The sequence below is a fragment of the Pseudomonas putida genome (assembly GCA_041879295.1).
GTDB lineage: Bacteria > Pseudomonadota > Gammaproteobacteria > Pseudomonadales > Pseudomonadaceae > Aquipseudomonas > Aquipseudomonas putida_Y.
This window is the reverse complement of sequence record CP047152.1, coordinates 3009552-3035072: the sequence shown is the minus strand read 5'-3', so window position 1 is coordinate 3035072 and position 25521 is coordinate 3009552. Positions and strand designations below refer to the sequence as shown.

Sequence of the window (25521 nt, the reverse complement as noted above, 5' to 3'; positions counted from 1 at the left end):
ATCGACTGGACCATGCAGGCTGCAGCTACGTTAATCAGCAGAGCCGAGGCTCAGGGCGGCGTTTATCAAACCGACATGAGAAAAGGCCTGAGGTACGTTCCCTAAATGCTGGCCGCTTCGGGTGTCGAACTCCTCAGCGAACAGGCCGTGCTCACCCTTGCGTTGCAGCAGCTGTTCGAAAAGCTCCTTTGCCTCTCGAGGCCGGCCGGTTTGCACTAATGCCTCGACCAGCCAAAAGCTACAGATGAAGAAGGCGCCTTCTCGGCCCTCTAGCCCATCCGAAATTTCAGCAGGGTAGCGCCGTAGCGCGCCGCCGCCTTCGTCCAGTTGTTTGCGGATCATATCGACCGTATTGACGAAACGTTCATCGCCGCCTTCGACGAAGCCAACACGCGCTAATAACAGGAGGCTAGCATCCAGCCTATCGTCATCCAAGGCCCGGACGAAGTTGTTGCCGCCGGCGCTGACACCACGGCGCAGGACTAACTGACGTAGAGCCTCGGCCTGATTGACCCAACTTTCCTCATCTCCGTCTAGGTCATGGCGGCGCTTCAGCCATAGCGCACGCTGTAGACCAGCCCAGGCCATGACCTTGGAGTGCACATAGTGGCGCGGCGCGCTGCGCATCTCCCAAATGCTTTGGTCAGGCTCCTGCCAGTGCGCTGCAATGAAATCAGCAGCGGCGCGCATATGAGGCCAGTGCGCCCGCATCGCATCGTCGCCCATGCTATCGCAGATGCTCACGCACTCCAGCAACTCGCCATAAACATCCAGCTGAAACTGGCCATCAGCAGCGTTACCCACACGCACCGGCCGCGAGCCGCGATAGCCATCGACCCCTTCGATATTACGTTCTGGCGGTGGCGCAGCTCCGTTTACATCGTATAGCACGGCCAGCGGCGTCCCATGCTGCTCAATGGTTCGCTGCATCCACTGGGCCCAACGATGTGCCTGATCCCGACAACCGAGGCCGAAAAGAGCACCAAGTGTCAGCCCCGCATCTCGAAACCAGGTGTAGCGGTAATCCCAGTTCCGCTCCCCGCCCAGGTGTTCAGGTAGGGAAGTGGTTCCGGCGGCAACGACCGCTCCGCTGGGTGCGTAAATCAATAGCTTAAGGCTAATCGCGCTGCGTACCACGGCGCCTCTATATGCTGCGGGGCACTCCAGCGCTGCGCACCAATCGCGCCACGCAACCAGGGTCGCCTCAATCCGCGCGGGTACGGATTCAATCGACACAGGAACGGGTGGGGCATCTTGCTCTAAGGAAACGCTCAGAGAAACTCCCGCACGCCCTCCTGCATCTACTGAGATCGCTCCCTTCCAGCCTTCGCCGTCCGGATACAGTGCGCAGTTCGCTTGAAGCAACAGCTGTTGACCCATATAAGAATAGGTTAACCCTTCGGCTGAAATGCTTGCCTCACCGGCTACGCTTCCGAAATCTGGACGCGGCTCAAACTGCAGAGTGAACTCACAGCGGCCAGCTAAGCCGTCTACCTGCCAAAGCAAGCGTTGCTGATCGTCCGATCCAGGCCACTCCATACAAAGCGTGACACGGGCGGACCCGGACGCGCTGTGCACTTCGAACTCTAATACTGCAGAATCGTCCAGATAATGCGTTTTGACGTCACCCGGTGTCGACAGCTGTAGCCGCCCGCCACGTTGACGGTCGAGCAGCGGCCAAATCATCGGTGTGGCATCGAAGCGCTGGGGACAGAACCATTCCACGTTGCCATCTGGGCCCACCAATGCCATGGAGCGACCATCACCGATGGCCGCCAGCGAAGCGATCGTTGGATATTCTGCCTTTCCAGCTGCCAGTTGCTGATTAATTCTCATAGTTCTCTTCGTGTCGGTGCGCTTACAGACGGTTCAAAGGCCAGTCTGGACTGCTGCTTCAAAGCGGCAGGCTCGCGTTGAGGTAATAAATGCATTGAAGTTGGCATGAAGAGTAACCCGACGTACGCCGGCTTATTTTTAACCATAACGATGTCGCTTTTCGAAGCGCAAGCCGCGCGAAAATACAAGAAACAGATTATTAGTCGACTGCACGATTAATCAGTAGTTTCAATTGCGATTGTGAATTGTCAGACTCGATAGATCGAATAGCAAAATCTTTTCCAAGCATGCATTCGTATAGCTCAATAATTCAGTTCTATGCTTACAGAAATGTAATCAAGTTTCCGCGCCATAACTAGATTGATGATCTAGCCTGAAAAGTTCTATTCGCCTGTCCTGCGGCGGCGCTGGCACAAGGCAGTCGTACAACACTGGAGTTACGGACCATTCGGCCGTATGACTTTGCCAGGAGAACCAATAATGGTTTTGCGAATCTTCTCATCGCAGAGATTGGCTTTGCTGCTGCTTCTGCTTACCGCCCTGCAACTCAGTGGCTGCGCCGTTTCCCCACGCCTGAAACCAAGCGACCAGCCAAGCGTAGCTGGCAAAACCTTCGTCATCACTGGTGCCTCCAGTGGCTTCGGTCGCGGCGTGGCGCTCAGGCTTGCCGCTTTGCAAGGCGACGTGGTGCTGGCGGCCCGCCGAACCGCGGTGCTCGAAGAACTGGCTACGCAGATACGCGAGGCAGGAGGGTCGGCACTCGTAGTGACCACCGATGTGAGCAAACCAGCCGACATACAAGGCCTGGCCCAAGCCGCCATCGAACGCTTCGGCAGTATCGACGTGTGGATCAACAACGCAGCGGTCGGAGCACTGGGGCGCTTCGAAGACGTCCCCGTCGAGGACCATGCGCGGGTTGTGGACGTCAATCTCAAGGGCGTGATCTACGGAAGCCACGCGGCCATGCGCCAGTTCAGAACTCAGGGCTTCGGCACGCTGGTCAACGTCGGCTCGGTCGAGAGCGAGATACCGCTGGCTTACCATGCCTCCTACGCAGCGACCAAAGGTGGAGTGATGAATCTCGGGGCAGCAATCGCCGAGGAGATTCGCCTGAGCGGCAGCGAGACTATTAGTGTCGCCACTGTTATGCCCTGGGCTGTGGACACACCGTTCTGGGAACACGCGGCCAACTACACCGGCGGCACGCCACGCATGGCCGCAATGGACGGCCCTGAGCAGGTGGTTGAAGCCATCGCCTGGGTCTCGGTCAACCCGCGCAAACGTCTGCCGGTAGGCTGGAAAGCCCGGGGCGCAGTGATCTCGCATTCGCTGTTCCCCTCTCTCACCGAGCGAATCGCGGCGAACATCGCGCACCGCTGGCAGATCGAAAAAGCTCCGCCAGCACCGCCAACAACGGGTTCGCTTTACAAGCCAATGCACTCTGGCACTGGTGTGGAAGGCGGCGTGCGTGAACGTATGGAGCGGGAAGAGACTGCACGAAAGCAATCGAAATAACGCCGGCTATTACCGGTTGATCGAGCTGGCTTGGGATGAAATACCCGTGCTGGTGATTTCTGGTAATGAGCTACCAGTTTATGCGGGTGAGCGGCCGCTCGGTCAAAAAACCGATAGCTTACAAAAATGTAATCACTAGCTCAGCTTCATGACAGGGTAGATTAACTAATCTGCAGAAGTAGATGGTCCAAGACAGGGCGGTTCCCAATCAACCATCACTTGATCAGAACACAGTCGACGTTCAGGTTGAACAAGCAAAATATGCGGAAAATTCGATTCGTTTCCAGGCTGCATTTACTCGGCTGAACGGCGCTTTCAAGGGTTTAATGATGGCCCTGAAAGGTGAGTGAGAAGGCAATCTTCCTTTGGCTCTGCGCCCCGGAAGGAACCTCTGGGCTGTGCGAGACAGGCTCTCACTCGCTTTTAAACAACAATTCCTCAATTCGATCGTGTTCTTCCCGTGTCGGTAGAGCGGTTGAATCTATATTGTCATCACTATCCGACTCGTCGTTTTTCGGCGAACCGCGTTCAGGGTGGTAACCACCAGCTGCGTCGAACGCTACCCACCCGTACCACTCTCGGATGACTTTGGAAGGACGGCCATCTTCTATTGCCACATACCAGTCGGCCAATCGGAAACGTTTACCGGCAAGCTTTGAGGTAGCCTTTTCCGCTCGAACCAACGCCAGATAAAGCGGGTGCGGCAGTTCCTCTACGGCGCCGGTTTCGTCGAGCAAGAACGTGAACGAGGCGTGCGACCGCTGCTCTGTGGAACCGGCTCGCTTCTCTTCCTCGACTAAGGTAAACACAGGAGCAAAGCCGCCCCCTTCCGTTCGAAAGTTAGTCGTCTGGCCTTGGTAGACCCTGGCAGCGTTCCACTGCACCTCGCCAGCATAAGCGTACGCGCGCAGGTCAAACTTCATTGGTCGTACCTGAGGGTCGGCGACGGTTCTACGCTCGCCGGGAGCCACAAGGGATTGGGCCACGTAGTTTCCCTTCCCACACACGCTTGGTGAGCTTGTCTCCTCGGTATGCACCGCGACTACCAAACCCGCTGACGGGCTTGAAAAAGAGGCTACGGCGGTTTTGCCAGAGGTGCTCTGCATTACCATGCTCGACAGGAACGGTAAGCGGGACGTATTGGGCCAATACGGCTCGGATTTGCTGATCAACGCCAATCTCTTCCAAAAAACGTGCGTTGGTTAGGTCAACCAACCTGCGTTTGTCGGCGTAAAGGGCATAGGCCTGAGGGTGCGGCGTTACCGTCACGACATCAGCCAAATAAGCGCTGCGCAGCGCGCTGCAATTGTCACCTTCCAGATAGAAATCGGTGAGTCTGTTGTAGACGAGATCCACAGGCTTTCCGTGGACCAAGAGGCAATCGTTGTGAAAGGCCAGTATCCCCATTCCCTACCGCTACCAGTGACGTCATAAAATTCTGTTTCTGCGTCGACCATCTTGGGGAGATCTTGCTTTGCGCGAGGGATGCCTCGAGCGAACAGCATTCGGAAGAAGTCATCCTCCGTCATGCCCTTGGCAGCAAGAGCTTGTCGGGTTGCTTCTGCAGATACGCCTCCAACCGCAGTCCCTCCGACGCTGCCAGCAGCAGAGCCCAGTGCCTGTCCTAGCTTCCCAGCATATGCGGCTTCAGGCGCAAGTAGCGCCACCCCTGCCAGCAGGATGAGTCCCGACCAGCCTGCCCCGAAAATCCCATTCCTTCGGCCCATCCTGCCCACGCTCCCTGTCCAATACATATTGAGGTTTGCTCCACGTTTCGCAGCAATCGATGCACGCTGACTCGAACTGACCGGCGGTAACCCGCAGTCGCGCCTGGGACATTTACCGGCCATATACTGCACGGTAGAGGCCATGGATGGCCCCCCTTCAGCAAAATCCTCCCCGCTGACAGTGACATACCCAGTGCGCGCAGCTTGACGCCAACCCGGGGCTGATCTCTATACTGTACGCATATACAGCTTTGAGACGACCGCCCAGATGGACTGCTTTACGTCTCCCGGCCGGCGGCTGTCCAGTCTCGCCCTGGCGCAGCAGCGCCTGAAGATCACTGGTTTCCAGAGCCCGGCTGAGGATCACTTGCTTTTTCCCCCCTCCCTTGACGCCGCGGTGGGATGGGGGGCACCCAACATTTGGCTTTGGCTAGTCGACACCGACGATCTTGTTGGGATCGGAGTGCACCGGAACGATGTACTCGTGGTCGACCGCGCCCTCGAGCCTAGTGCCGGCAATGTAGTAATCGTGGTGGCGAACCATGAGCATCATTTGGCGCTCGTGGAGCGGGTAGCACTGGAACGACTACATCTTGCACGGGTAGGAGCCGACGGCCGCCATCGCGAAATCCTGGCCGACGAAGAGCAGGTGGAACTATGGGGAGTGATCAGCATGCTGCTCAGGAGCATGCTGTGAGCGTCTTTGCCCTGGTCGATTGCAACAGCTTTTACTGCTCATGTGAGCGGATCTTCCGTCCGGACTTGGCACAGAAGCCAGTCGTGGTCCTTTCGAACAACGATCTGAGGGGTGGGAATCGTTAGTAAATCCTGTAGAGTCCGCGCCACCTTCTGAACCCCTCTGGAACAGCAGTTTCCAGGCTTCATAAGGCAATCCATTGGAAGTGTTTTAGGGCAGCGGCATGAGGCTGGTATTCGCAACAAAAGACCTAGCATTAGCAGGTCGATCCTTTGAAGGCTTTCCGTTGCTGATTGGGTCAGAGGGATGGCCAGTCGAGCCAGCTCAATCCTTCCTTTGGCACACGCTTATCGAGTCAGGTGAGGCCCTAAGCGATTTGACTTGGGAAGCCTATGGACGGCGTCTGTACGATTACTTTGCCTTCCTGGAAGCCAATGGATTGGGCTGGGACGAGGAAAGCCCGGCTCACGGTCTGAGTGCTCTGTCGAGGTACAGGGATTGGTCGAGCGGAGAATTAGCACTTGATCCCGGCACGGTGAACAATCGTCTGGCCTTGATCGTGAGGTTCTACCGATGGGCTAAGCAGCGCAACCTGATAACTGTGCTGCCCTTCGGTGAGAAAAGGGTAAGAGTTGCCCAACATTCCGGTCTTCTCAGTCATATCGCTCTGCCCGGAGCCGAGAGCACGAAAGTTTCGGTGATGGTTCGCGACCGAAAGCGCTTGACCAAATTCCTGACCAAGGATCAAGTCAAGGTATGCCTTGCCCTGGATACCGATCCAAGCCACCAGATATTGTTCCACCTCATGGTGCGTACCGGCCTTCGCTCCTGTGAAGCGAGGTCTTTTCCTCTCAAATATGTGTTCAACCCCAGGTTGAAGAAGGGACTGCGCCCAAGGCAAATGATCAGTGTTGCTCTTGATCCTTCAGACATGCATATCAAGTACGACCGGCCTAGAACTATCGACGTGCCATGGTCGTTGATGGAGAGCATGTGGTCTTACTCCCTTCACCAACGAGAGGTTCGTAAGTCCAATGGTGATGGACGTGTTACCGCGCTGCTGCTGACTAATGAAGGCAGGCATTATTCAAAAGATTCCGTAGTGGACGTTATGAAGTCCTATGAAAGAAAGTGCGGTTTCTATGTTCGGGCCCACATGCTACGCCACACCTATGGGACTTATACCTTGCTTGCTCTTCGAAAAAGCAAAGAGTTTGAAGGTGAGCCATTGTTGTATGTCCGAGATAGGCTGGGGCATTCAGATGTGCAAACAACTATGATCTATTTGCATCTCATAAACCAGCTTGAAGCCCAATCCGTCCTTGCTCACGAGGACGAAATTGACATGATGTTTATGACTGATTCGGTTTCGCGTATTTGAGGTAGCACCATTGGCTCGGCAAAAAAGCTACAAGGCGGTTATGCGGTCGGTTACAAAAGGATTCGAGGCTGTCGAAGATGATATCAAGATTGACCTGCCGAGAAACCCGAGAAACCACAGGCAACTCGATCATACGAAATATTTAGGCTTGGGCTTCGACGCTTGGGCAATTCAAAGTCTTCACGTTATCAAAGCTTTGCTACAAGGAGGAAACTTCTCAGTGACGACCTTGATTGGTTACTCTACGAACGGGCTGAGATTTTTTATAAATTTCTTGAGTGGAGGTTCGGTCAAGTCGCCACCTGCAACGCCAAACAGTCTTACCAAAAGCCACTTGGATCGATACGTCTCTTGGCTGAGGCTAAAATACCCTAACGGCTCGACAGCCAAGAATTACTATACTAGCTTCAAGTCGTTAGTTGTTGTTTTGGCTGAATATGGATTTATTGAAGTTAATCTTGACGATCTTTTGCCCCTCAATCCATTTCCTAATAATTCGCAGAGCACTAAAGATGCAGATCCGCTCACCTTGGGTGAAATGCAAAGGCTGATTGGCGCTTTGAAGTCAGATCTTATTGCCATCCATAAGGGTACATTCCTTGGAAATGGCGCGGAGGCGATGGCTGTATTGCTACTAATTACTGCGGCAAGGTCTGGAATCAATACTACGCCGCTCTTGGAGATGAAAAGGGATGCCCTACAGCCTCACCCATTTATTCCTAATCTCAGGTTGATTACTACCGTCAAACGTCGAGGTAAAGGCGCACAGAGCAAAACAATCCGTCAGACTAATCTGCTAGATGAGTACAGTGCTATTCCCCTGGATGGGGTGGCAGTCCTCAATAAGGCGCTGGAGATTTCTAAGCCACTCGTAGCACTGGCACCTGATGAAATATCTTCATGTGTGTGGTTATATCGCTCGGGCCAGCCTGGCCGCTCGAACGACATCGTTACCCTTACACCCGGTGCTTTATATGTCACGGCAAAAAGCATTTGTGAGCGTCATGCGCTTCAGGATGATCAAGGCAATCGGCTAAATGTCACGCTTAGTCGGCTGCGAAAGACTATGGAAAGCCGTTTGTGGAAACTGAGCGGTGGCGACATTATAGAAGTTTCCTCCGTTATGGGTCATACCCCTGGTGTCGCCGATAATCACTATTTGAAAATCAACGATGAGATCAAGGTCGACGGGGCGACATTTGTTGGGGAGGCTTTTCCGGACAAACTACGTGGCATAAACGTTATACCAACCCCACCAGGCGGCTGCAAAGATAGCCTTTACGGTAGTCTGGCACCAAAGGATGGCGTCAATCATTGTTCTGAATTCATCCACTGCCTCGGTTGCCCTAGCTATGCAATTGTAGGCACCTTGGAGGACTTATACCGGCTGTTCAGCTACCAACAATTCTTGTATGCAGAAGTCGAATACTTTCTCACGGACGAGTGGGGCGCATGGCGCAAGCGTCAGTTTGACTATATTCGATTGATAGATGATTTCACCCAGAAGTTTGATCTTGCATTGGTTTCGCAAGCAAGGGCTCAGGCTGAGTCATCTCCGCACTTGTTCTGGGCTAAAAAAATCGAGTTCATGAAGAAAAAATTGGGCGGCGAAATTTGAGCATAAGAACCACGAATGCGGTGTTAAAGGCATATGATGTCCTCATCGCACAGCCAGTTTCAGCGAATGGTCTAAGTCCCGCAGAGCGGGATGCAATCGTGATCAGCGCTATCGTTAATGAAGATGGAGAAACCTTCGTTCTTAGCAGGTTTGGCGATGCACAGTGGGATCTTCGCCCGTTTTTTGATCAGGCCAATATTGCTCATTCTTATAAATTCATCAACTGGGATATGGGCATGCCTCGGGCGCTTATTGATGACTGCAAAGCTGTTGCTTATGCTTGGTTTAAAAGAGGAATGCCTAGATCCAAACCTCCTATCGCACGGGGCATTACTACTTTCGCCGTCGTCAGCGTGATGCCTTTTGTTCGCTGGTTAAACAATCTAGGAGTTTCAAGCTTTGCAGATGTCCGTCCGATCCATGTCAGCAATTACGTTCATCATTGCAAATATGAATTGAAGTTAAGGCCTCTCCCGCTGTATGGGCGATTACGGGTTATTGATTTTCTTTGGGTGTTTTCTGTCGACACGATGTTTCCCATTCAGAGTTATCCTTGGGGTAATTCGACATTGTGGCGGATTTGTGGGGTCGCGAATGTAAAAGGGTTGGGTGCTGCCACTAAAAACGTCGGGCGAACAGATATCATTCCTCATGATGAACAATCTAGGATTTTCAACTATTGCGAAAGCATTGTCCGGGAGATGAAGGCCGAATTGGCAGTCAATGGTATTGGATATCATCCTAGTGATGAACGGATGGCAATTCGTTGCAGAGATGCTGTTCTGTATATAGTTTCAATCACTAGCGGCATGCGCAATGACGAGGCAATTGGAATTGAGGTTGGCGCTTGGCGCAAAGAGTTAAGAAATGGAATTAATTTTTGCTGGGTGACCACAGTCGAGCACAAGACAGGTAAAGGCCAAGTCGAATATCTTGTGCCAGAACTAACGATTGAAGCTTTAAGTCTTTTGGCAAAATATTCAGCACCCATCAGAAAAGAGCTGGATGAAGAGATTAGACAGCTTGCAAGCAATCGGGATTTTTCGTATTCAACTGAACATCTCCTTAGGCTCGAAAAAGCCCGAAAAGACGCGAATAAACTATTTTTGGGACGAAACACACAAGGAGGGAAAGTTCAGGAAAGCCATCATGTTGAGGCTCTCAGCGGGCAAGCATCCAATGCTGCGTTTGACCGTATAGCTAAAGCCGCTGGAAGCGATTGGCCGTTGAGGACGCATCAATGCAGGCGAACATATGCAAGATGCTTTGTAGAATCCCGTATGGGCCGCACTTCATTGATCTACCTCAAATGGCAGTTCAAACACAGCAGCATGAGTATGACCCAACTCTATGCATCCAATCCGCAGCAAGACCTGACTCTCTTTGATGAGATCTTCCAGCAGATGACAGAGTTTAAAATTGACCTGATCGAATCATGGCTCGATGATCAGCCACTGGCAGGGGGCGCTGGCGAAAAGATTGTGGAATTGCGGGCAATTCCAATCAAGGATAGAGCTGCTTTGCTTGCCCAGACCGCCCCACATGCCAACATTCGTGCGACTGGACACGGCTGGTGCATCGCCACAGAGCGGGGCTGCGGAGGTGCTGGTCTATACGAAGCCACACGGTGTCCAGGGTGCAAAAATTCGGTGATCGATGAAGTCTTCGCCAGCACTTGGCAGGACATCTACATTCAACAGCGAGAGCTGATAAAAATTGAGGATGCAGGCCCGGCTGTTAGGCAGCGCGCAGAACGCGACTTGCAGGTTGCACTAGATGTAATTACCAGCCTTGGCCTTTCTCCAGTTGAGGAAATGGAGGAGGCGGCAAATGACTAGACAGGCGGTGGGCCCTGACTCTCCTATTCGCTCCAGGTCGAAGACACTCGCCGCGCTCAACAAGGTCGTCGACGATCTCATTGCTGGTGACGGAAAGCTTTCCATCACATCCGTTGCCCGTGCCGCAGGTGTGACTCCGGGACTCATCCATAACACTTACCCAAGCATAGCGGAAAGGATTCGCAACATCGTTGGCAAGTCGGTGCGAGCCCAGCGAGACTCTAAGGAAGGTCTGAAAAAGACTTCCTGAATCTGGTGAAATACGCCGATCCCGCCAGCCGAGTTTTTCCATGAAGCAGATGACCTTCGCCGACGCCGAGTACGCCGGCAAGCGCAAGCAGACCCGTAAGGAATTGTTCCTGATCGAGATGGATCAGGTGGTGCCGTGGAAGGGATTGATTGCCCTGATCGAGCCACACTACCCAAAGGGTGAAGGTGGTCGTCCAGCCTATCCGCTGATGGCCATGTTACGTATCCATCTGATGCAGAACTGGTTCGGCTACAGCGACCCGGCCATGGAAGAAGCGCTCTACGAGACGACCATCCTGCGTCAGTTCGCCGGGCTGAGCCTCGAGCGTATTCCCGACGAAACCACCATCCTCAAGTTCCGTCGCTTGCTGGAGAAACATGAGCTGGCAGCCGGCATCCTCGGCGTAATCAATGGCTACCTGGGGGATCGCGGCCTGTCGCTGCGCCAGGGCACTATCGTCGATGCCACACTGATCCACGCGCCCAGCTCGACCAAGAACCAGGACGGCAAGCGCGACCCGGAAATGCACCAGAGCAAGAAAGGGAACCAGTATTACTTTGGCATGAAGGCGCACATCGGCGTGGATGATGAGTCGGGGCTGGTACACAGCGTGGTAGGCACGGCAGCCAACGTGGCGGATATCACCCAGGTCGACAAACTGCTGCACGGTGACGAGAACGTCGTCTGCGCCGATGCCGGCTACACCGGCGTCGAAAAGCGCCCCGAACATGCTGGCCGCGAAGTGATCTGGCAGGTCGCAGCACGCCGCAGCACCTACAAGAAGCTCGATAAACGCAGCGCCCTGTACAAAGCCAAGCGCAAGATCGAGAAGGCCAAGGCACAAGTGCGAGCGAAGGTCGAGCACCCGTTTCGAGTGATCAAGCGCCAGTTCGGTTACGTGAAGGTGCGCTTCCGTGGCCTGGCCAAGAACACCGCTCAGCTGGTGACGCTGTTCGCGCTGTCGAACCTATGGATGGCGCGCCGACATTTGCTGACTACCGCAGGAAAGGTGCACCTGTAATGCGGAAAATGGCTGCTGCGAGGTGCTCGCGGCGGCCAAAAACGGAGAACTGAGCGGGTTACCTGGTCGAATTTGATCGACGGCCCGCTTTCAAAAGCAGCGAGGGCTGAAGTCGACCGGAAATACAGGGCTACTTCAGACCTTCCCTAAGCATCAAGCGTTGATGAGCGAGAAAGAAAAGAACAGGGTGCTCCGTGCAGAGAATGATCAGCTTTTAGCGGAGGTAGCTCGGCTGGCTTCGGTTAACCAGCGACTAATATTCGAGATGATTCAGCTGAAGGCGGTTGCCAACGGTAAGGTCACCGCACTCCCTCTGAAACCAGGGCCAACTAGGCCCTGATGGGGAACCCGCAGAATTCGTAAAAATCGCACGCTAACAGTTCAAGCGTCCCGGCCACGCCTGACTGTAGCTTGTTGACTGGTCAGTCTGTCTCGCGGGTAAAGCGATAGAACAAGTTCGGCTCGCTGACCACGTACAAATACCCTTCATCGTCGATGGTTACGCCTTCGGCTTGGGGTATGCCTTTCAGCAAACCAGCAAACCCCCTCGCCAAGGAGCGGAAACTCACCACCTTGCCCTCATCGGTGATTTCAATCAGCAGTTTCGACTCGTCGCTGAGCAATATCAGGTGGCCACTCTGTTGATCGAAGACGACCGAAGACAAGTCAGTGGCAAATACCTTGTCCTTTACCAAGTTGGACAGGTCGCGCACGTGCAGGGAAAAACCTCCTGCCAGGCTGGCACGAAGGCCGCCCACTTCCAGCAATTGGCGAGGGTCACGCTCCTTGGTCACAAACAAGCGATCACCTTTCAGGTCGTAGGCGAGCCCTTCAAGGCCTTTGTTGTCCGCCTTGCCAAGTGCCAAGGTCAGAGCTGGATACTGGTCTCGGCTCAATGAGCGACCGGGAGAAAGCTTACTGCCTTCGGCGAGGGGGACATCCACGATAACAAGGCTCTGCCGGCGCTCCTCGGCGATTACCAGTTGGCCGTTGCCGGCATAGGACACCGCCTCCACATCGTGGAAACCGTCCAGGCTATAGCGCCTTTCCACGTCACCGTCACGACTGAGGGCCAATAGTTCGTTTGGGCCGTTGGTAACCGCCCATAGCAGGTTCAGGTCAGGGTCGAAGGTCAGGCCCGAAAGGTTGTTGTCCACACCGGGAACCGGCTTAGCATCGAGCTCAACCCGATAGTCAGGCAGCCACACAGAGCGCTCCTGCCAATCGTCGGTGTGCCAGTGGGTCTTGATCCAGAAGTACAACCGATCATCAAGGTGATGGGTGCGGACTTGGAATACGGTAAGCAATACAAAGCACAGCAGTGCCCACATCCAGGCACTTGTTTTCTGTGTTCGGCCCAACCAGTTTTTAGCCATCAAATACATTAGAAGCCTCGTTAATTGGGACTGACGTCACGAGCTGTCATGGTTTCAATCCGACTCGGCGCGGCTCGCACAGGTGATGCACAACGGCGTGGCCGGATCGAATTCCAGGCGGCCCGAGGCGATCAACTCGCCGCATTGGTTACACCAGCCATACTCGCCCTCGTGCCAACGCTTGAGGGCCAGCTGGAGGCGGACGCGTTCATGCTGCGCCCGACTGCGGATGGCATCGTTCATCGCTTGCTGCTGGAGTGCGTCCATCCTCGACAGACGCCCTACCTTGCTTTGATCCAACTCCACCGATTGCGAGCGAGACTCAGCGTCTTCCAGCAACCGATCCAGCTCGGCAGCCCGCTGTTCCAGTAGGGTCTTGAAATGGGCAAGATCGAGGGCGTCGTCCATGGCCGTTAGCGCAGCAGCAACAGTGGGCCAGTGGTGGTGCGCAGCATGCTGGTCGTGGTGCTGCCGACCAGAAACTGACGGATGCGCGAATGACCGTAGGCCCCCATCACCAGCAGGTCGATGCCGTGCTCTTTCTGATAGGCGTGCAAGGTAGGCTCTATCTCGCCGTTCAGGGTCTCGGCGCGAACAGTGAATCCGACGTTGAGCAGCACTTTCTGCGCCCAGTCCAGCTGCGCGGACGATTCGTCGTTCACTGGCCCAACCATCACCAGGTGGATCGGCAGCCCCTTCAGCAGGGGGCTGGCCGCCAGCATCTCCACACCCTTGCGGGTAGTAGCGCTGCCATCGAAGGCCAGCATCGCGCTCTCGGGCTTTTGGAAGTTGGCCGGGGTGACCAGGATTGGCCGGTGCATGATACGAATCACGCTCTCCAGCTGGCTTCCGACATGCTGACTCAGACCGCCGCTAGACTCGCCTTGGCGACCGATGACCAATAGGCGCGTTTCGCTTTCCAGCTCTTGCAGGTTTTCCAGCAGATCGCCATGACGTTGCTTGGACTCCGGCGCGGTCACACCATCCGTCATGGCCCGCTCTTTCGCGGCCGTTAACATGATCCGCCCCTGCTCCAGGGCCAACTTACCGCGCTGTTCATCCAGGGAAGCAAGCTCATCGAGCAGATGCTCGCGGCTGCCAAGGCCGATATTGCCACTCAAGTCGGCCGCAACTGGGTACTGGCGCTGATCCAGCACATGCAAGAAGGTCAGCGGGGCTTCCAGGCTCAGACTGGCCCAGGCTGCGTAGTCGCACACAGCTGGAGCCGAGGTGGAACCGTCGATACAGGCAATTACTTGGGTCATCGTTGTTCTCCTTCTCAGTGGCCCATGAGTTGATCAATGGCGTCGGGTTTATCGTGAACTCCGAATCGATCCACGATAGTGGCGCTCGCTTCGTTGAGACCTAACACTTCAACTTCGGTGCCTTCGCGGCGGAACTTGATAACCACCTTGTCCAGGGCAGCAACTGCGGTGATATCCCAGAAGTGGGCGCGATTCAGGTCGATGGTTACCTTGTTCAGGGCTTCTTTGAAGTCGAAGGCCGCGACGAACTTGTCTGCCGAGCTGAAGAACACCTGGCCAGTGACGTTATAGCTACGATGCTCGCCGGATTCGTCCAGCGAAGAACTGATCGCCATGTAATGGCCAACCTTGTTGGCGAAGAACATCGCGGCCAGCAGCACGCCGGCCAACACGCCGAAGGCAAGGTTGTGGGTGGCCACCACGACCACAACGGTGACGACCATGACAATGTTGGTCGACAACGGGTGCTTCTTCAGGTTGCGCAGCGAATCCCAACTGAAGGTGCCGATGGACACCATGATCATCACTGCCACCAGCGCAGCCATCGGGATCTGCTTCAGCCAGTCGCCGAGGAACACCACCATCAGCAGCAGGAATACACCTGCGGCCAGGGAGGACAGACGAGAACGACCGCCGGATTTCACGTTGATGATCGACTGACCAATCATCGCGCAGCCGGCCATACCGCCGATCAGACCCGAAGCAATGTTGGCCACGCCCTGGCCCTTGCACTCGCGGTTCTTGTCGCTGGGGGTGTCGGTCAGGTCGTCGACAATAGTCGCGGTCATCATCGACTCCAGCAGACCGACCACGGCCAGCGCTGCCGAGTAAGGGAAGATGATGGCCAACGTCTCGAACGTCAGCGGCACGTCAGGCCAGAGAAAGATTGGCAGCGTATCCGGCAGTTCCCCCATATCACCGACCGTGCGGATATCCAGCCCAACCGACATGGCGACTGCGGTCAGCACGATGATGCACACCAGTGGCGATGGGATGAGCTTGCCGATCCTGGGGATATAGGGAAATAGGTAGATGATGCCGAGGCCTGCGGCTGTCATGGCGTAGACGTGCCAGGTGACATTGGTCAGCTCGGGCAGCTGAGCCATGAAAATCAGGATCGCCAGTGCATTGACGAAGCCGGTCACCACCGAGCGCGAAACGAAGCGCATCAGCGAGCCGAGCTTCAGGTAGCCAGCACCAATTTGCAACACGCCACACAGCAGCGTGGCGGCCAGCAGATATTCAAGACCATGGTTCTTGACCAGGGTCACCATCAGCAGTGCCATGGCCCCTGTCGCGGCTGAAATCATGCCTGGGCGGCCACCGACAAAGGCGATCACCACGGCGATACAGAATGAGGCGTAGAGACCAACTTTGGGGTCGACGCCCGCAATGATAGAGAAAGCGATGGCTTCAGGGATCAGCGCAAGTGCGACGACGATCCCCGCGAGCACGTCGCCACGGACGTTGGAAAACCACGTTTGTTTGAGTGTTTGTAGCATCAGAATATCCAAAGCAATGCACCGCACGCATGCCAGGAAAATGGCGAGCGCGTCGATACGAATTCAAATTGTGAGGATTATTTTGCTGTGCGCTTTGGGTGTAAGAACCGGGCATACAGCAGTACGCAGCCGCCAGCGAAACTGGCGGAGGCGAGGTTGTTGCGAGGGGGCGTAGCGCTAAGGCGGCGTAGGCTGCCAGTAGAGCGTTTGGAGTACAGTCATGCTGGTGTTCCTGTAGCTCAAGGGGTATGCGGAGCCAAAAGTATACAGTGAAGCTATCGTCGATTGCGATCCGCCGCCCTGCTTTGCGAAGCCACGTCTGAAATAGGCTTAGTCGAGGAGTATCGCCATCAGGAACGAAGGAAAATAATCAAAAAAATGTTAGGGAGTTAATTTGCTTATAAATCAATATCTTACACTCAACTAACTGTTAGGGTCATTCAGATACTCGGACGGCTGCATCATCGCTCGAAGTCGGGAGGCTAAAGCGTTGGGCCTAAAGATGGGCGACCCATACTTCAAAGTGAAGCGGTTTCTCGACCAGAGGGGAGTGACAGCCTTTTCGAGCAACTATGCGCTATACGCCGACGTGTCGAATCGTGTGATGCGAACCATTAGCACTTTGGTCGCCAGCATCGAGGTCTACTCAGTTGACGAATGTTGGTGTGACCTTACTGGAATGCCGGATGACCTAGGGATGCTCCGATCAACTTGTCGTGCAGCCGCGGCAAGTTGCAATTTTCCAGGCACCTACAGCGTCATTGGACGAAAAGTGACCGAAAAATCATGTACGGAGAGCTTTTTCGACCGGTTCTCCGTGTTAAACGCGAACCTCACCCATACCCATGAGCTGTTTTCGAACCCTCCACAGGTTTGCCAGGGCGAACAGCGTGGTCAACTGAGCCGTGTTTTTCATCAGCCCACGAAAACGTACTTTCACGTAACCAAACTGCCGCTTGATCACGCGAAACGGATGCTCGACCTTGGCCCGTGTCTGAGCCTTGCAGAACTCGATCTTGCGCTTGGCTTTGTACAGTACGCTGCGCTGGTTCAGCTTGGAATAGGTGCTGCGACGCGCTGCAATCTGCCAGATCACCCCCCGATTTTCATGCTCTTCGCGCCTTTCGACACCGGTGTAACCGGCATCTGCATACACGGCGTTTTCTTCGCCATGCAGCAGTTCAGCCACCTGCGTGACATCGGCCACATTGGCAGCGGTGCCATGGACGTGATGCACCAGGCCGGACTCGACATCGGCACCGATGTGCGCCTTCATCCCGAAGAAATACTGACCGCCTTTCTTGGTCTGGTGCATCTCGGGATCACGCTTGCCTTCTTTATTTTTGGTCGAGCTGGGGGCATGAATAATGGTGGCATCGACGATGGTGCCTTGGCGCAGCGACAGGCCTTTTTCCTGCAGATAACCATTGATGACCGCAAGGATTGCCGGTGCGAGCTGATGCTTCTCCAGCAAGTGCCGGAAGTTCATGATCGTGGTGTCTTCGGGGATTGGCGCGCTCAGCGTCAGGAGTGCGAACTGGCGCATGGGCGTGATTTCGTAGAGCGCTTCTTCCATGGCCGGGTCGCTCAGGGAGAACCAGTTCTGCAACAGATGGATGCGCAGCATGGTTTCCAGAGGATAGGGTTTTCTACCGCCGCCGGCCTTGGGGTAGAACGGTTCGATCAGCTCCAGCAGGCCTGCCCAGGGCACCACCTGATCCATTTCGGCGAGGAAGCGCTCTCGGCGGGTTTGCTTGCGCTTGCCGGCGTACTCAAAGTCGGAAAAGCTCATCTGGCTCATGGGCGGCTCGGATCAGGTGTTGCGGGGATTCTCGCATAACTGAAGGCTTGTTCGGAGATTCCCTAATGTTGTATTTTTGCGGGCGCCCGTAGCTCTTTAATAACATGTTAGGTAATATTTCGGGGCGAAAGCCCCGATGTCTCTATAAATCGTCAATTCAGAAATTGCGTCATTCATAGGAAGGGCGCCACCTCTTTGGCAGCACTGCCACAGGACTGCACCGAAGGTAGCCACTACCGCTGGGAAACCCTCAGCGGCACACGTTGTTCGAGCGCGATGCCATTGGCCGTTTGGTCGCCAAGATCAACAGCAATGCAACGCAGACATTTGCTTATGACGATGGCGACCGGTTGTTGAGTATCGAGCGGCAACCAACCGGGACTGGCAAGCAGCTCGGGATCACGGAAGAAAAGCTCGAGTACACTAATGAATAAAAGCGAACCTTGGGATATGGGCCATGAGCCAGGTTACGTGCATTGAAACATGTTAGAATCACCGAAGAACGAGGCCTTCCCAGGAAAGAGTTTCTTGACGAGTTCAATCAAGGCAGTCACTATGGGCAAGAGTTCCCTTTTTTTGGGGGGGGAATTAAATCTGAACTCTATTTTGGTCCATACATGACTATTCCGAGCGAGCAGTGTAAGGCAGTAGCTAGGCACGCCCTGAAAATTTTTGGGGGCGAACTTAAGGTTCAAGCTTATTATGATGATTCTAAAAGTATTTCGGTAGATTTGCTTACTACGCTTGACTCTTTGCATGTGGGTGTTAAGTCTATAGGTACGATAGGGCTGTCAGAAGTTCCACTATTTAGAAGCAGTGGCGAGGAATTTCCTACTCGTATAGAGCTCTGTGCCGGGGCGTTGACTGAAGAGGTTTTCTGGGAAAATGCTTTGGCTTCTGCTGCTTTTTCCATTATAAAACTTCAAAGCTCGGTAATGCCAGGGGATGTGATCGTTGATGTTTTCAATGATTATATTAAATCGCCAAAAATGCCTCATGTTTATTTGACGGTCCCTTTTATGTGGAACGATGCTTACTTTCCGCAGCTTGAATTTGCTTCGCTTAAAGTGAATTGGTTGCAGTGTGTCGCCATTTATGAAGAAGAGCGTGCCTTCGTCGAAAAGTTCGGCGGAGATGCATTCGATGATTTATTGTCGGATCAAGAAATAAATACGCTTGATTATGATCGGTTGCCTGTTAATTTGACCCGATTTAAATGATTTTAAGCAGCGTAAGACTAGTAAGCTTGCTATGCGAGATATTGACTTCGACGCCTGGCATCAGCCGGGAAATCGGCATGCTTGGCCGCGCGCTTTACGAGTAGGGCAACATTGTTGGCTTGGATTTGGGCTCGCCTGGCAGTAAACGACTCAACGGCTAAGCTGGCCTGCGGGTCACCATTATCGACGCGACCTACAAGTCCAAGTATCTGTGGTGGAACGCCCTGGGCCAGGTGGAGCGATACCGGACTGCTCGGGCAAGAGCACGTATTAGCGCTATGACGAGCGCCAGCACCTGGTCGCGGTAACGGACGCGCTGAACCAGACCGCCACGCTGGAGCGCAAGCCCGACGGCTAGGTGCAGCGCATTAGTCACCCGGACGGTATCCCGGAAACCTTCACCTACGTAAGTGCTCCATGAACCCCACATTCAAAGCGCTTACCTGATGCCCGATGCTGTGCTCCCGATTTCCTTCTGGAGCCAGCCCTGCATGATGCGCCCCGACAGCAAAGTCGAAAAAGTCTACCTCTACCCCAAGCCTGTGGACTTTCGAAAGTCCATCGACGGCCTTACTGCCTTGGTAGAACTGGATATCAAAGTCGCCGTGTTCGACCCCGTGCTCTTCGTCTTCCTCAACAAGGCGCGTAATCGGATCAAAGTGTTGTACTGGGAGCGCAACGGCTTCTGCCTCTGGCTCAAGCGCCTGGAAGCCGAGCGCTTCAAAATGTCGCCTGAGCCCAGCGACGAAGCGATTGTCCTGACCGTCCAAGAACTCAATTGGCTGCTCGACGGTTTCGACCTTTGGCGCAACCGTCCTCATCAGGTTTTGACTCCGCGCTACGTCGCCTGACCCGGTATAATCCGCGGCATGATTTCCGTGCCCGACAATCTCCCAGACGATCCTGCCCTGCTCAAGCAATTATTGCTTGAGAGCTATGCTGCCCGTTTGCGCGAGCAGGAAGTCAATCAGGCCCACATCGTCCAAATTGACGATCTGAAAGAACAAATCAAGTTATGGCGTGACCGTTTCTTTGGCCGCAAGTCCGAGCAAACCGTCGATCCCAAAACGCCGCAACTGGCCATGTTCGATGAAGCGGAAAATGACCCTCTGCTGGCTGTAGTCGATGATGCCAATGAAGAAGTCGTTGTCCCGGTCAAGCGCCGTGGCAAGCGCAAGTCATTGGCGGCTAATCTGCCACGTATCGAAGTTATCCATGAGTTGCCCGAACACGAACTGACCTGCGCCTGCGGTTGCCGCAAGCATGTCATCGGCGAAGAAACCAGCGAGCAGCTCGATATCGTGCCGATGCAGATCCGCGTACTCAAACACGTGCGCAAGATCTATGGCTGCCGTGGTTGCGAGACTGCTCCTGTCACTGCTGACAAGCCCGCCCAGTTAATCGAAAAAAGCATGGCCAGCCCAAGCGTGCTGGCCATGCTGCTGACGACCAAGTACGTCGATGGCTTGCCGCTACACAGGTTTGAAAGTGTGCTGTCCCGCCACGGCATCGAGATTCCACGACAAACCCTGGCGCGTTGGGTGATCCAGTGCAGTAAATACTTCCAGCCGCTGTTGAACCTGATGCGTGATCGGCTGCTGGAAAGTCCGGTGATTCATTGCGATGAGACCCGCGTCCAGGTGTTGAAAGAACCGGATCGAGACCCGACCAGCCAATCCTGGATGTGGGTGCAAGCCAGTGGCCCGCCTGATCGACAAGTTGTGCTGTTCGACTACACCACCAGCCGTGCGCAGGAAGTACCATTGCGTCTGTTGCAAGGCTATCGCGGCTATGTGATGACCGACGATTATGCGGGTTACAACGCTTTGGCGTTGCAGCCCGGTATCGAGCGACTGGCATGCATGGTTCACGCGCGCCGCAAGTTCGTCGAAGCACAAAAGGTGCAGCCCAAGGGTAAGACCGGACGAGCCGATGTGGCGCTGACGATGATCAATAAGCTGTATGACATCGAGCGCGACCTCAAGGAGGTCAGCGACGAACAGCGGTTCATCGGTCGCCAGGAAAGAAGCTTACCGATCCTCGGTCAGCTGAAAAGCTGGCTGGACAAGACGTACGCCCAGGTGACGCCGCAAAGCGTATTGGGCAAGGCGGTGCATTACCTGGCAAACAACTGGCGCCGCCTGGAACGGTATGTCGAAGCGGGCCATTTGCCAATCGACAACAACCTGGCAGAGCGTGCGATAAAACCGTTTGTCATTGGGCGCAAGGCTTGGCTGTTCAGTGACACGCCCAAGGGCGCCACGGCAAGTGCGCAGATATACAGCTTGGTCGAGACCGCCAAGGTCAACGGCCAGGAGCCCTATACGTGGCTGCGCCACGTACTTGAGCGCCTGCCGTATGCGTCGTCGGTCTCAGACTACGAAGCCTTGCTGCCATGGAACTGCTCGCCAGAGATACCACGGTAAGCTGAGGCCCTATCTTTTAGAAGGTGGGGTTCATGGATCGCACTCTCACCTACAACGTCTCCGGTCGGGTACTCAGCCACACCGACGGCAAAGGCCAGACCACCCGCCTGATGCAGATGATCAGCTACATGGAGCGCGATGCCCTGCATCGCGAGGTTTACCGGACCCAGGGCAAGCTCGCCAGTTGCTTCGGTTATGACGCCATGGGGCGCAAGGCCTGGCAGTTTGCCTCGACCTTGCCGGCCGACAAGCTCTCGCAAGTGCATAACACCGGCATCAATACCTTGTTGCTGGTCGAGCACGCCTACAACCCGATCCACCGCCGTTACCAGTACGACCCGGCCGGGAACTGGTGCGTACCCTCGACAAGCTACGCGGCGAGATCAAGTACGACTAGGAAGCCAACGGCCAGTTGCGCAGTCGTGATACCGGCTCGCTGATCGGCAGCGAGGAATTCCGCTACAACACCGCAGCCAACCGGCTGCACTTCAATACCAGCCAATTCGACAAGGTCAAGGACAACTGTATCCGGCAGTGGCGGGATCAGGAGTATCGCTACGATCCTTGGGGCAACCTGATCGAGCCGCCACTGGCGCAGGTCGATCAGGCTGAAGGGCAGGAGCAAAAGTTTTATTACTTCCATACCGATCAGATCGGTACGCCGCTCGAGCTGACCAATAGCGAGGGCGAGATCGTTTGGCAGGCGACTTATCAGTCTTGGGGAACGATTGAGCAGCTGGCGGTCAATGAAGTCGAGCAGAATCTGAGGTTTTAGTGGCAATACTTTGACGACGAGACCGGGCTGCACTACAACACGGTTCGGTAATACGATCCTGAGGTGGGGCGGTTTTTATCACAGGACCCGATTAGATTATTTGGAGGAAATAATCTTTACCAGTACGCGCCTAATATCTCTTAATAAATCCATGTGCCCAGAAGTGCACTGATAAGGAGTAAGGTATGACGCCGGATAAAAAATTTGTGTTTGCTGTGTTTGATGAGTTGTTTGGGAGTAACTTCGAGAGGTATAAGACGTCTCTAAGTAAACCAGTGAATGATGATGTGGACCCTTATGCGAGGGCGAGAAATTCTTTGGCTGTTTTGAGTGATGCTCAGAGGGCCGATGTGTTTGATTTTTTTAAAATTATTATCGCAGATAGTGCTTCGGTGGTGTTGGGTGCTCTCGACGGGGTGCACTTTCCAAATGATTTAGAGGGGGAGTTTGTTGTTACCTGTGATGGGGAGGAGATCCAAGGTGATTTTATGGATATTTTTATTGAGAAGGCTCAAGAAGAAAATATTTACGGCTAAGTTTTTGAGCGATTTCCTCTTTTTCTAGCCTGTGTGAGCACTTTGCGGTACGTCTCTGCTTAGGTCGAGCTTCCCGCGACTGTTCGGGTAAATCACGGTCTAACACAACTAGCGTCAGCATCTGGTGGCGGGACCGATGGGTGGATAACCTGCCCCGGCGTTTCAGCTACAACGAGGGCGGGCATCTGACCTGCGTTGATGAAATCGGTTATGGCGCAAATGGCGAGCAGCCGCTACGCGAGACGCTGTTCGAGCGCGATGCGGTTGGTCGACTGATTGCCGAGCTCAACCGCGGTTTGTTTAGAGATTTTGAAAAACAAATTGCAAAAGATGTGTTGGAAACTGGGCCAGCGGGACAAGGCCCACTAAGGCTCTCTATAATGTTTTTAAAAAGGGTGATCTAGTTGATGGAGAAATATTTAGCAACTAACTTGCGTGGTGACTTTCGAGATGCGTTGTTAGGTTTTATGGCCGCCATGTGCGAGTGGGAGACGTTGGGCTACAAAAAAGTTTGGAAGCTTTTTCGGACGATTCATTCGGAGAAGCCCTTGATCGAAGCATGAAAAGTGATCTTTTGAAAGTTTTTAAAAAATATGTCGTAGACGAAGGTCGCAACTATGATCGCGTGGAAAATATAGTATGTGGCCGATATCCTGAATATGATTTAGTTAATGATGAGGTTGAGGTGTGTGAGAGCAATGGAAGTACAGTGTCTGTTATTATCAGGAAGAAAACAGGGCTGTGTGCTTCCTTTAGGTTAACTTTTATCATGGACGGTGAGACATGCAAGGTCAGCAGGCGAGATCTGCAAAATGGGGAGAAGTGGCAGAGAACTTATGTTTAGTGGGCTGCGATAGAGTATCTGACTGTCGGTGAGGTGGAACAGAACCTTCGATTTCAGGGGCAGTACTTGGATAACGAAACGGAACTGCGCTATAACAAGTTTGGCTACTACGATCCGAAAGTCGGTAGATACATAAGTTGTCCAATCATGCAGCAATGCAGGCAGGGGAAGTGAATATTCATACACGAATACGGCAAAAAAACGACTGGTCCAAAGCGGATTACCAAAAGGCTATCCACGGAGTCATGGTTGATGAGAGAAAGGGTCTGTGCGCAGGTTAAACGATGCTGAATAAAGGTTCTGTTAGAGGGTCAGATTGTGGCTAAAAACTTTATACTTTCCATTTCAGATGATTATCCTGAGAGTTATTGGCTGAAGATAAAGATGTTGTCAGGTGAAGAGTCTGGGGTTTTTAAAGATGGCGTGGCTGTTAGCAAGGATATAAAAGTTTGCTTCGAGGGATCAAAAAGGGTCAGTGTCTCCAAACTACTGAGCTATGATTTTTTTTACAGTGATGGGCCCAATTTGATTTCGCCACGGCTCTACGAATTAATGAAGGCAGAAAATATTTCTGGTGTTCAGTTTGTGGATGCGAATCTACTGATAGGTGAGGTTTCCTATGCTGGTTACAAAGTGTTAAATGTGACTGATAAGTCTCCAGTTTTTAACTTGAAAGAGTCCGTTAGCGAACCCTTGCTTAGCTATCTTCCAGATGGTCCTAGATGGTTCAGCAAGATAGTTTTGGATGATGAGACAATACTTTCTAGTGATGTCGTTAGGGCTGAAGAGGAAAGCCCCGTAATTGTGGTGACTGCTCGCGTCAAGTCTATTTTTGAAAATGCCTCGGTTCGCGGAGTGCAGTTTAAGGATTAGATATCTTGTCTTCGAGTTTTTCGAGAATTACTTTCTGCACAAATTTTGTTGTAAGCGTTTGGTGGCATAATATTTAACGGTGAAGGATGGTTTTGATAGCGGGGTTTAATAGCGCCTCAGTTCAAGATATTGTTGATAATAAAAGCTGTAGAAATTGCCCTTCGGAACCAGGAGGTAAACATGGAACGTTTCCTGTCTCTATAGCGTCGAAGGCAAAAGAATTTGGTTTTACCGCTAAAGAAATTAAGGGGGCGACGGCGCCGACTAGATATGTTACTTTTGTTGGTGTGACAGACAAACATGGTAGTCCTGTACCGGACGACCTGCACCATGATAGTAGAGCGGGAAGGCTGCTCCATAATAATTTAATTAAAGAATTGAATGGCGCGCAAAGCAAGGCCCAAGCGCTTAGCGTAATCGATCCAGATTACAGCAAGTCCATGAAGCCAGGAGCATGCTAAATGAATTCTTATGATATTGAGCGGTATGAAAAAATTCATGTTTGGGTAGGTGTAAATTTCTCTTCGGAGGATGACTACCTAAAGTATTTCGAGTTGGACTATTCTGTGGATTTGGATGATCCGGCATACAAGGTTTGTGGGTTTTGCAGAGATATTGGTGTGAGATGGTATGACGAGGATTTCATCGGGATCATCCCAAGGAAAGCGGAGGAGGTGAGTTTAGATGAAATCTTGATTGAATCTGCGGTTGACTCCAGTTGTATTGAGGATTTAAAGGCAGAGTGCTTGAGGCTTGGTGTTGCTAAGGCTAATGCAATTTTTTGGTACTCCGATGGCGGTACGAATATTTCCAAGCCCCTAAAGTCGAATTATAATGGCTTGAAGTATGCGGGATTATATGAAGGTGAATGATAAGCTCGACATAGGTGCCGAGGTGCCTGGGGTTGGCGTTCTGTGTCAGTATTTTTAGTGTTCGGATCTGATTTTGGATGTGCAGGTATGTGTTATTGATTTAAAACCTCTGTTGCAGATATTAAGATGCTAAAGATGTAATCTTTAA

The 25521-nt window shown here is 53.4% G+C and carries 21 protein-coding genes and 5 pseudogenes; 19 read left to right on the top strand and 7 right to left on the bottom strand.

Annotation, left to right across the window (positions count from 1 at the left end; genetic code table 11):
* Positions 1-30: 30 nt before the first annotated feature.
* A complete protein-coding gene (locus GST84_13730) occupies positions 31-1836 on the bottom strand; it encodes a glycoside hydrolase family 15 protein (GenBank protein ID XGB13364.1) in 1806 nt (601 codons plus the stop codon).
* Between the two features lie 480 nt (positions 1837-2316).
* Between GST84_13730 and GST84_13725 the strand changes: the two genes are divergently transcribed.
* Positions 2317-3351 (top strand): SDR family NAD(P)-dependent oxidoreductase, encoded by a 1035-nt coding sequence (locus GST84_13725; protein XGB13363.1) that lies wholly within the window; start codon positions 2317-2319, stop codon positions 3349-3351.
* A gap of 413 nt (positions 3352-3764) precedes the next feature.
* On the opposite strand, the pseudogene GST84_13720 reads toward GST84_13725, so the two are convergent.
* Positions 3765-4749, bottom strand: a pseudogene (locus GST84_13720) (hypothetical protein).
* Positions 4750-5735: 986 nt separating this feature from the next.
* On the opposite strand from GST84_13720, the gene GST84_13715 reads away from it, so the two are divergent.
* The 6 genes and pseudogenes from GST84_13715 (at position 5736) to GST84_13690 (ending at position 11883) form a co-directional block, all read left to right on the top strand.
* On the top strand, positions 5736-5900 hold the full coding sequence (locus GST84_13715; GenBank protein ID XGB13362.1) for a DNA-directed DNA polymerase: 165 nt from the start codon (positions 5736-5738) through the stop codon (positions 5898-5900).
* A gap of 98 nt (positions 5901-5998) precedes the next feature.
* A complete protein-coding gene (locus tag GST84_13710) occupies positions 5999-7156 on the top strand; it encodes a tyrosine-type recombinase/integrase (GenBank protein ID XGB13361.1) in 1158 nt (385 codons plus the stop codon).
* A 40-nt stretch (positions 7157-7196) separates the two neighbouring features.
* Positions 7197-8774 (top strand): hypothetical protein, encoded by a 1578-nt coding sequence (locus GST84_13705; protein XGB15769.1) that lies wholly within the window; start codon positions 7197-7199, stop codon positions 8772-8774.
* Positions 8775-9529: 755 nt separating this feature from the next.
* Complete coding sequence (locus GST84_13700) at positions 9530-10612, top strand: tyrosine-type recombinase/integrase (GenBank protein ID XGB15768.1); 1083 nt, start codon at positions 9530-9532, stop codon at positions 10610-10612.
* Between the two features lie 25 nt (positions 10613-10637).
* Positions 10638-10838: pseudogene (locus GST84_13695) on the top strand (TetR family transcriptional regulator).
* A gap of 64 nt (positions 10839-10902) precedes the next feature.
* Positions 10903-11883, top strand: coding sequence for an IS5-like element ISPpu18 family transposase (locus GST84_13690; protein ID XGB13360.1), 981 nt, complete (start codon positions 10903-10905; stop codon positions 11881-11883).
* A 422-nt stretch (positions 11884-12305) separates the two neighbouring features.
* On the opposite strand, the gene GST84_13685 is transcribed toward GST84_13690, so the two are convergent.
* Genes GST84_13685 through GST84_13670 form a run of 4 tightly spaced genes read right to left on the bottom strand, consistent with a single transcriptional unit; the run spans position 12306 to position 16026 of the window.
* The gene (locus GST84_13685) at positions 12306-13268 is read right to left on the bottom strand and encodes a DNA-binding protein (GenBank protein XGB13359.1); all 963 of its coding nucleotides are present in this window, start codon (positions 13266-13268) and stop codon (positions 12306-12308) included.
* Positions 13269-13313: 45 nt separating this feature from the next.
* Entirely contained in the window at positions 13314-13667 is a 354-nt protein-coding gene (locus GST84_13680; GenBank protein ID XGB13358.1) for a TraR/DksA family transcriptional regulator, read from the bottom strand.
* 5 nt (positions 13668-13672) lie between these two features.
* Entirely contained in the window at positions 13673-14524 is an 852-nt protein-coding gene (locus GST84_13675; protein ID XGB13357.1) for a universal stress protein, read from the bottom strand.
* Positions 14525-14538: 14 nt separating this feature from the next.
* The gene (locus GST84_13670) at positions 14539-16026 is read right to left on the bottom strand and encodes an STAS domain-containing protein (GenBank protein ID XGB13356.1); all 1488 of its coding nucleotides are present in this window, start codon (positions 16024-16026) and stop codon (positions 14539-14541) included.
* Positions 16027-16489: 463 nt separating this feature from the next.
* Between GST84_13670 and GST84_13665 the strand changes: the two are divergent.
* Positions 16490-16720 (top strand): annotated as a pseudogene (locus GST84_13665) (DNA polymerase V subunit UmuC).
* Between the two features lie 126 nt (positions 16721-16846).
* Here GST84_13665 and GST84_13660 read toward each other — a convergent pair.
* The gene (locus GST84_13660; protein XGB13355.1) at positions 16847-17827 is read right to left on the bottom strand and encodes an IS5-like element ISPa41 family transposase; all 981 of its coding nucleotides are present in this window, start codon (positions 17825-17827) and stop codon (positions 16847-16849) included.
* Positions 17828-18090: 263 nt separating this feature from the next.
* Here GST84_13660 and GST84_13655 point away from each other — a divergent pair, with 263 nt between their 5' ends.
* The 11 genes and pseudogenes from GST84_13655 (at position 18091) to GST84_13605 (ending at position 25373) form a co-directional block, all read left to right on the top strand.
* The gene (locus GST84_13655) at positions 18091-18261 is read left to right on the top strand and encodes a hypothetical protein (GenBank protein XGB13354.1); all 171 of its coding nucleotides are present in this window, start codon (positions 18091-18093) and stop codon (positions 18259-18261) included.
* A 183-nt stretch (positions 18262-18444) separates the two neighbouring features.
* On the top strand, positions 18445-19047 hold the full coding sequence (locus GST84_13650) for a suppressor of fused domain protein (GenBank protein XGB15767.1): 603 nt from the start codon (positions 18445-18447) through the stop codon (positions 19045-19047).
* A gap of 494 nt (positions 19048-19541) precedes the next feature.
* The gene (gene tnpB / locus GST84_13645; protein ID XGB15766.1) at positions 19542-19898 is read left to right on the top strand and encodes an IS66 family insertion sequence element accessory protein TnpB; all 357 of its coding nucleotides are present in this window, start codon (positions 19542-19544) and stop codon (positions 19896-19898) included.
* A gap of 18 nt (positions 19899-19916) precedes the next feature.
* Entirely contained in the window at positions 19917-21473 is a 1557-nt protein-coding gene (locus tag GST84_13640; protein XGB13353.1) for an IS66 family transposase, read from the top strand.
* Positions 21474-21709: 236 nt separating this feature from the next.
* Positions 21710-22392: pseudogene (locus tag GST84_13635) on the top strand (hypothetical protein).
* 41 nt (positions 22393-22433) lie between these two features.
* Entirely contained in the window at positions 22434-22784 is a 351-nt protein-coding gene (locus GST84_13630; protein XGB13352.1) for a hypothetical protein, read from the top strand.
* Between the two features lie 140 nt (positions 22785-22924).
* Positions 22925-23188, top strand: coding sequence for a hypothetical protein (locus tag GST84_13625; GenBank protein XGB13351.1), 264 nt, complete (start codon positions 22925-22927; stop codon positions 23186-23188).
* A 155-nt stretch (positions 23189-23343) separates the two neighbouring features.
* Positions 23344-23802 (top strand): annotated as a pseudogene (locus GST84_13620) (hypothetical protein).
* Positions 23803-23946: 144 nt separating this feature from the next.
* Complete coding sequence (locus GST84_13615; GenBank protein ID XGB13350.1) at positions 23947-24501, top strand: hypothetical protein; 555 nt, start codon at positions 23947-23949, stop codon at positions 24499-24501.
* Positions 24502-24587: 86 nt separating this feature from the next.
* Positions 24588-24962: a hypothetical protein gene (locus GST84_13610; protein XGB13349.1), complete on the top strand. Its 375-nt coding sequence runs from the start codon at positions 24588-24590 to the stop codon at positions 24960-24962.
* Positions 24963-25373: a hypothetical protein gene (locus GST84_13605; protein ID XGB13348.1), complete on the top strand. Its 411-nt coding sequence runs from the start codon at positions 24963-24965 to the stop codon at positions 25371-25373. It begins immediately after the preceding gene.
* Positions 25374-25521: the final 148 nt, after the last annotated feature.

What these genes read in the sequence shown, in the direction of transcription:
- GST84_13730 (XGB13364.1), bottom strand. Translation starts at nt 1,836, where the DNA reads ATGAGAATTAATCAGCAACTGGCAGCTGGAAAGGCAGAATATCCAACG.
- GST84_13725 (XGB13363.1), top strand. Translation starts at nt 2,317, where the DNA reads ATGGTTTTGCGAATCTTCTCATCGCAGAGATTGGCTTTGCTGCTGCTT.
- GST84_13715 (XGB13362.1), top strand. Translation starts at nt 5,736, where the DNA reads ATGGGGAGTGATCAGCATGCTGCTCAGGAGCATGCTGTGAGCGTCTTT.
- GST84_13710 (XGB13361.1), top strand. Translation starts at nt 5,999, where the DNA reads ATGAGGCTGGTATTCGCAACAAAAGACCTAGCATTAGCAGGTCGATCC.
- GST84_13705 (XGB15769.1), top strand. Translation starts at nt 7,197, where the DNA reads ATGCGGTCGGTTACAAAAGGATTCGAGGCTGTCGAAGATGATATCAAG.
- GST84_13700 (XGB15768.1), top strand. Translation starts at nt 9,530, where the DNA reads ATGGCAATTCGTTGCAGAGATGCTGTTCTGTATATAGTTTCAATCACT.
- GST84_13690 (XGB13360.1), top strand. Translation starts at nt 10,903, where the DNA reads ATGAAGCAGATGACCTTCGCCGACGCCGAGTACGCCGGCAAGCGCAAG.
- GST84_13685 (XGB13359.1), bottom strand. Translation starts at nt 13,268, where the DNA reads ATGTATTTGATGGCTAAAAACTGGTTGGGCCGAACACAGAAAACAAGT.
- GST84_13680 (XGB13358.1), bottom strand. Translation starts at nt 13,667, where the DNA reads ATGGACGACGCCCTCGATCTTGCCCATTTCAAGACCCTACTGGAACAG.
- GST84_13675 (XGB13357.1), bottom strand. Translation starts at nt 14,524, where the DNA reads ATGACCCAAGTAATTGCCTGTATCGACGGTTCCACCTCGGCTCCAGCT.
- GST84_13670 (XGB13356.1), bottom strand. Translation starts at nt 16,026, where the DNA reads ATGCTACAAACACTCAAACAAACGTGGTTTTCCAACGTCCGTGGCGAC.
- GST84_13660 (XGB13355.1), bottom strand. Translation starts at nt 17,827, where the DNA reads ATGAGCCAGATGAGCTTTTCCGACTTTGAGTACGCCGGCAAGCGCAAG.
- GST84_13650 (XGB15767.1), top strand. Translation starts at nt 18,445, where the DNA reads ATGACTATTCCGAGCGAGCAGTGTAAGGCAGTAGCTAGGCACGCCCTG.
- tnpB (XGB15766.1), top strand. Translation starts at nt 19,542, where the DNA reads ATGCGCCCCGACAGCAAAGTCGAAAAAGTCTACCTCTACCCCAAGCCT.
- GST84_13640 (XGB13353.1), top strand. Translation starts at nt 19,917, where the DNA reads ATGATTTCCGTGCCCGACAATCTCCCAGACGATCCTGCCCTGCTCAAG.
- GST84_13630 (XGB13352.1), top strand. Translation starts at nt 22,434, where the DNA reads ATGACGCCGGATAAAAAATTTGTGTTTGCTGTGTTTGATGAGTTGTTT.
- GST84_13610 (XGB13349.1), top strand. Translation starts at nt 24,588, where the DNA reads ATGGTTTTGATAGCGGGGTTTAATAGCGCCTCAGTTCAAGATATTGTT.
- GST84_13605 (XGB13348.1), top strand. Translation starts at nt 24,963, where the DNA reads ATGAATTCTTATGATATTGAGCGGTATGAAAAAATTCATGTTTGGGTA.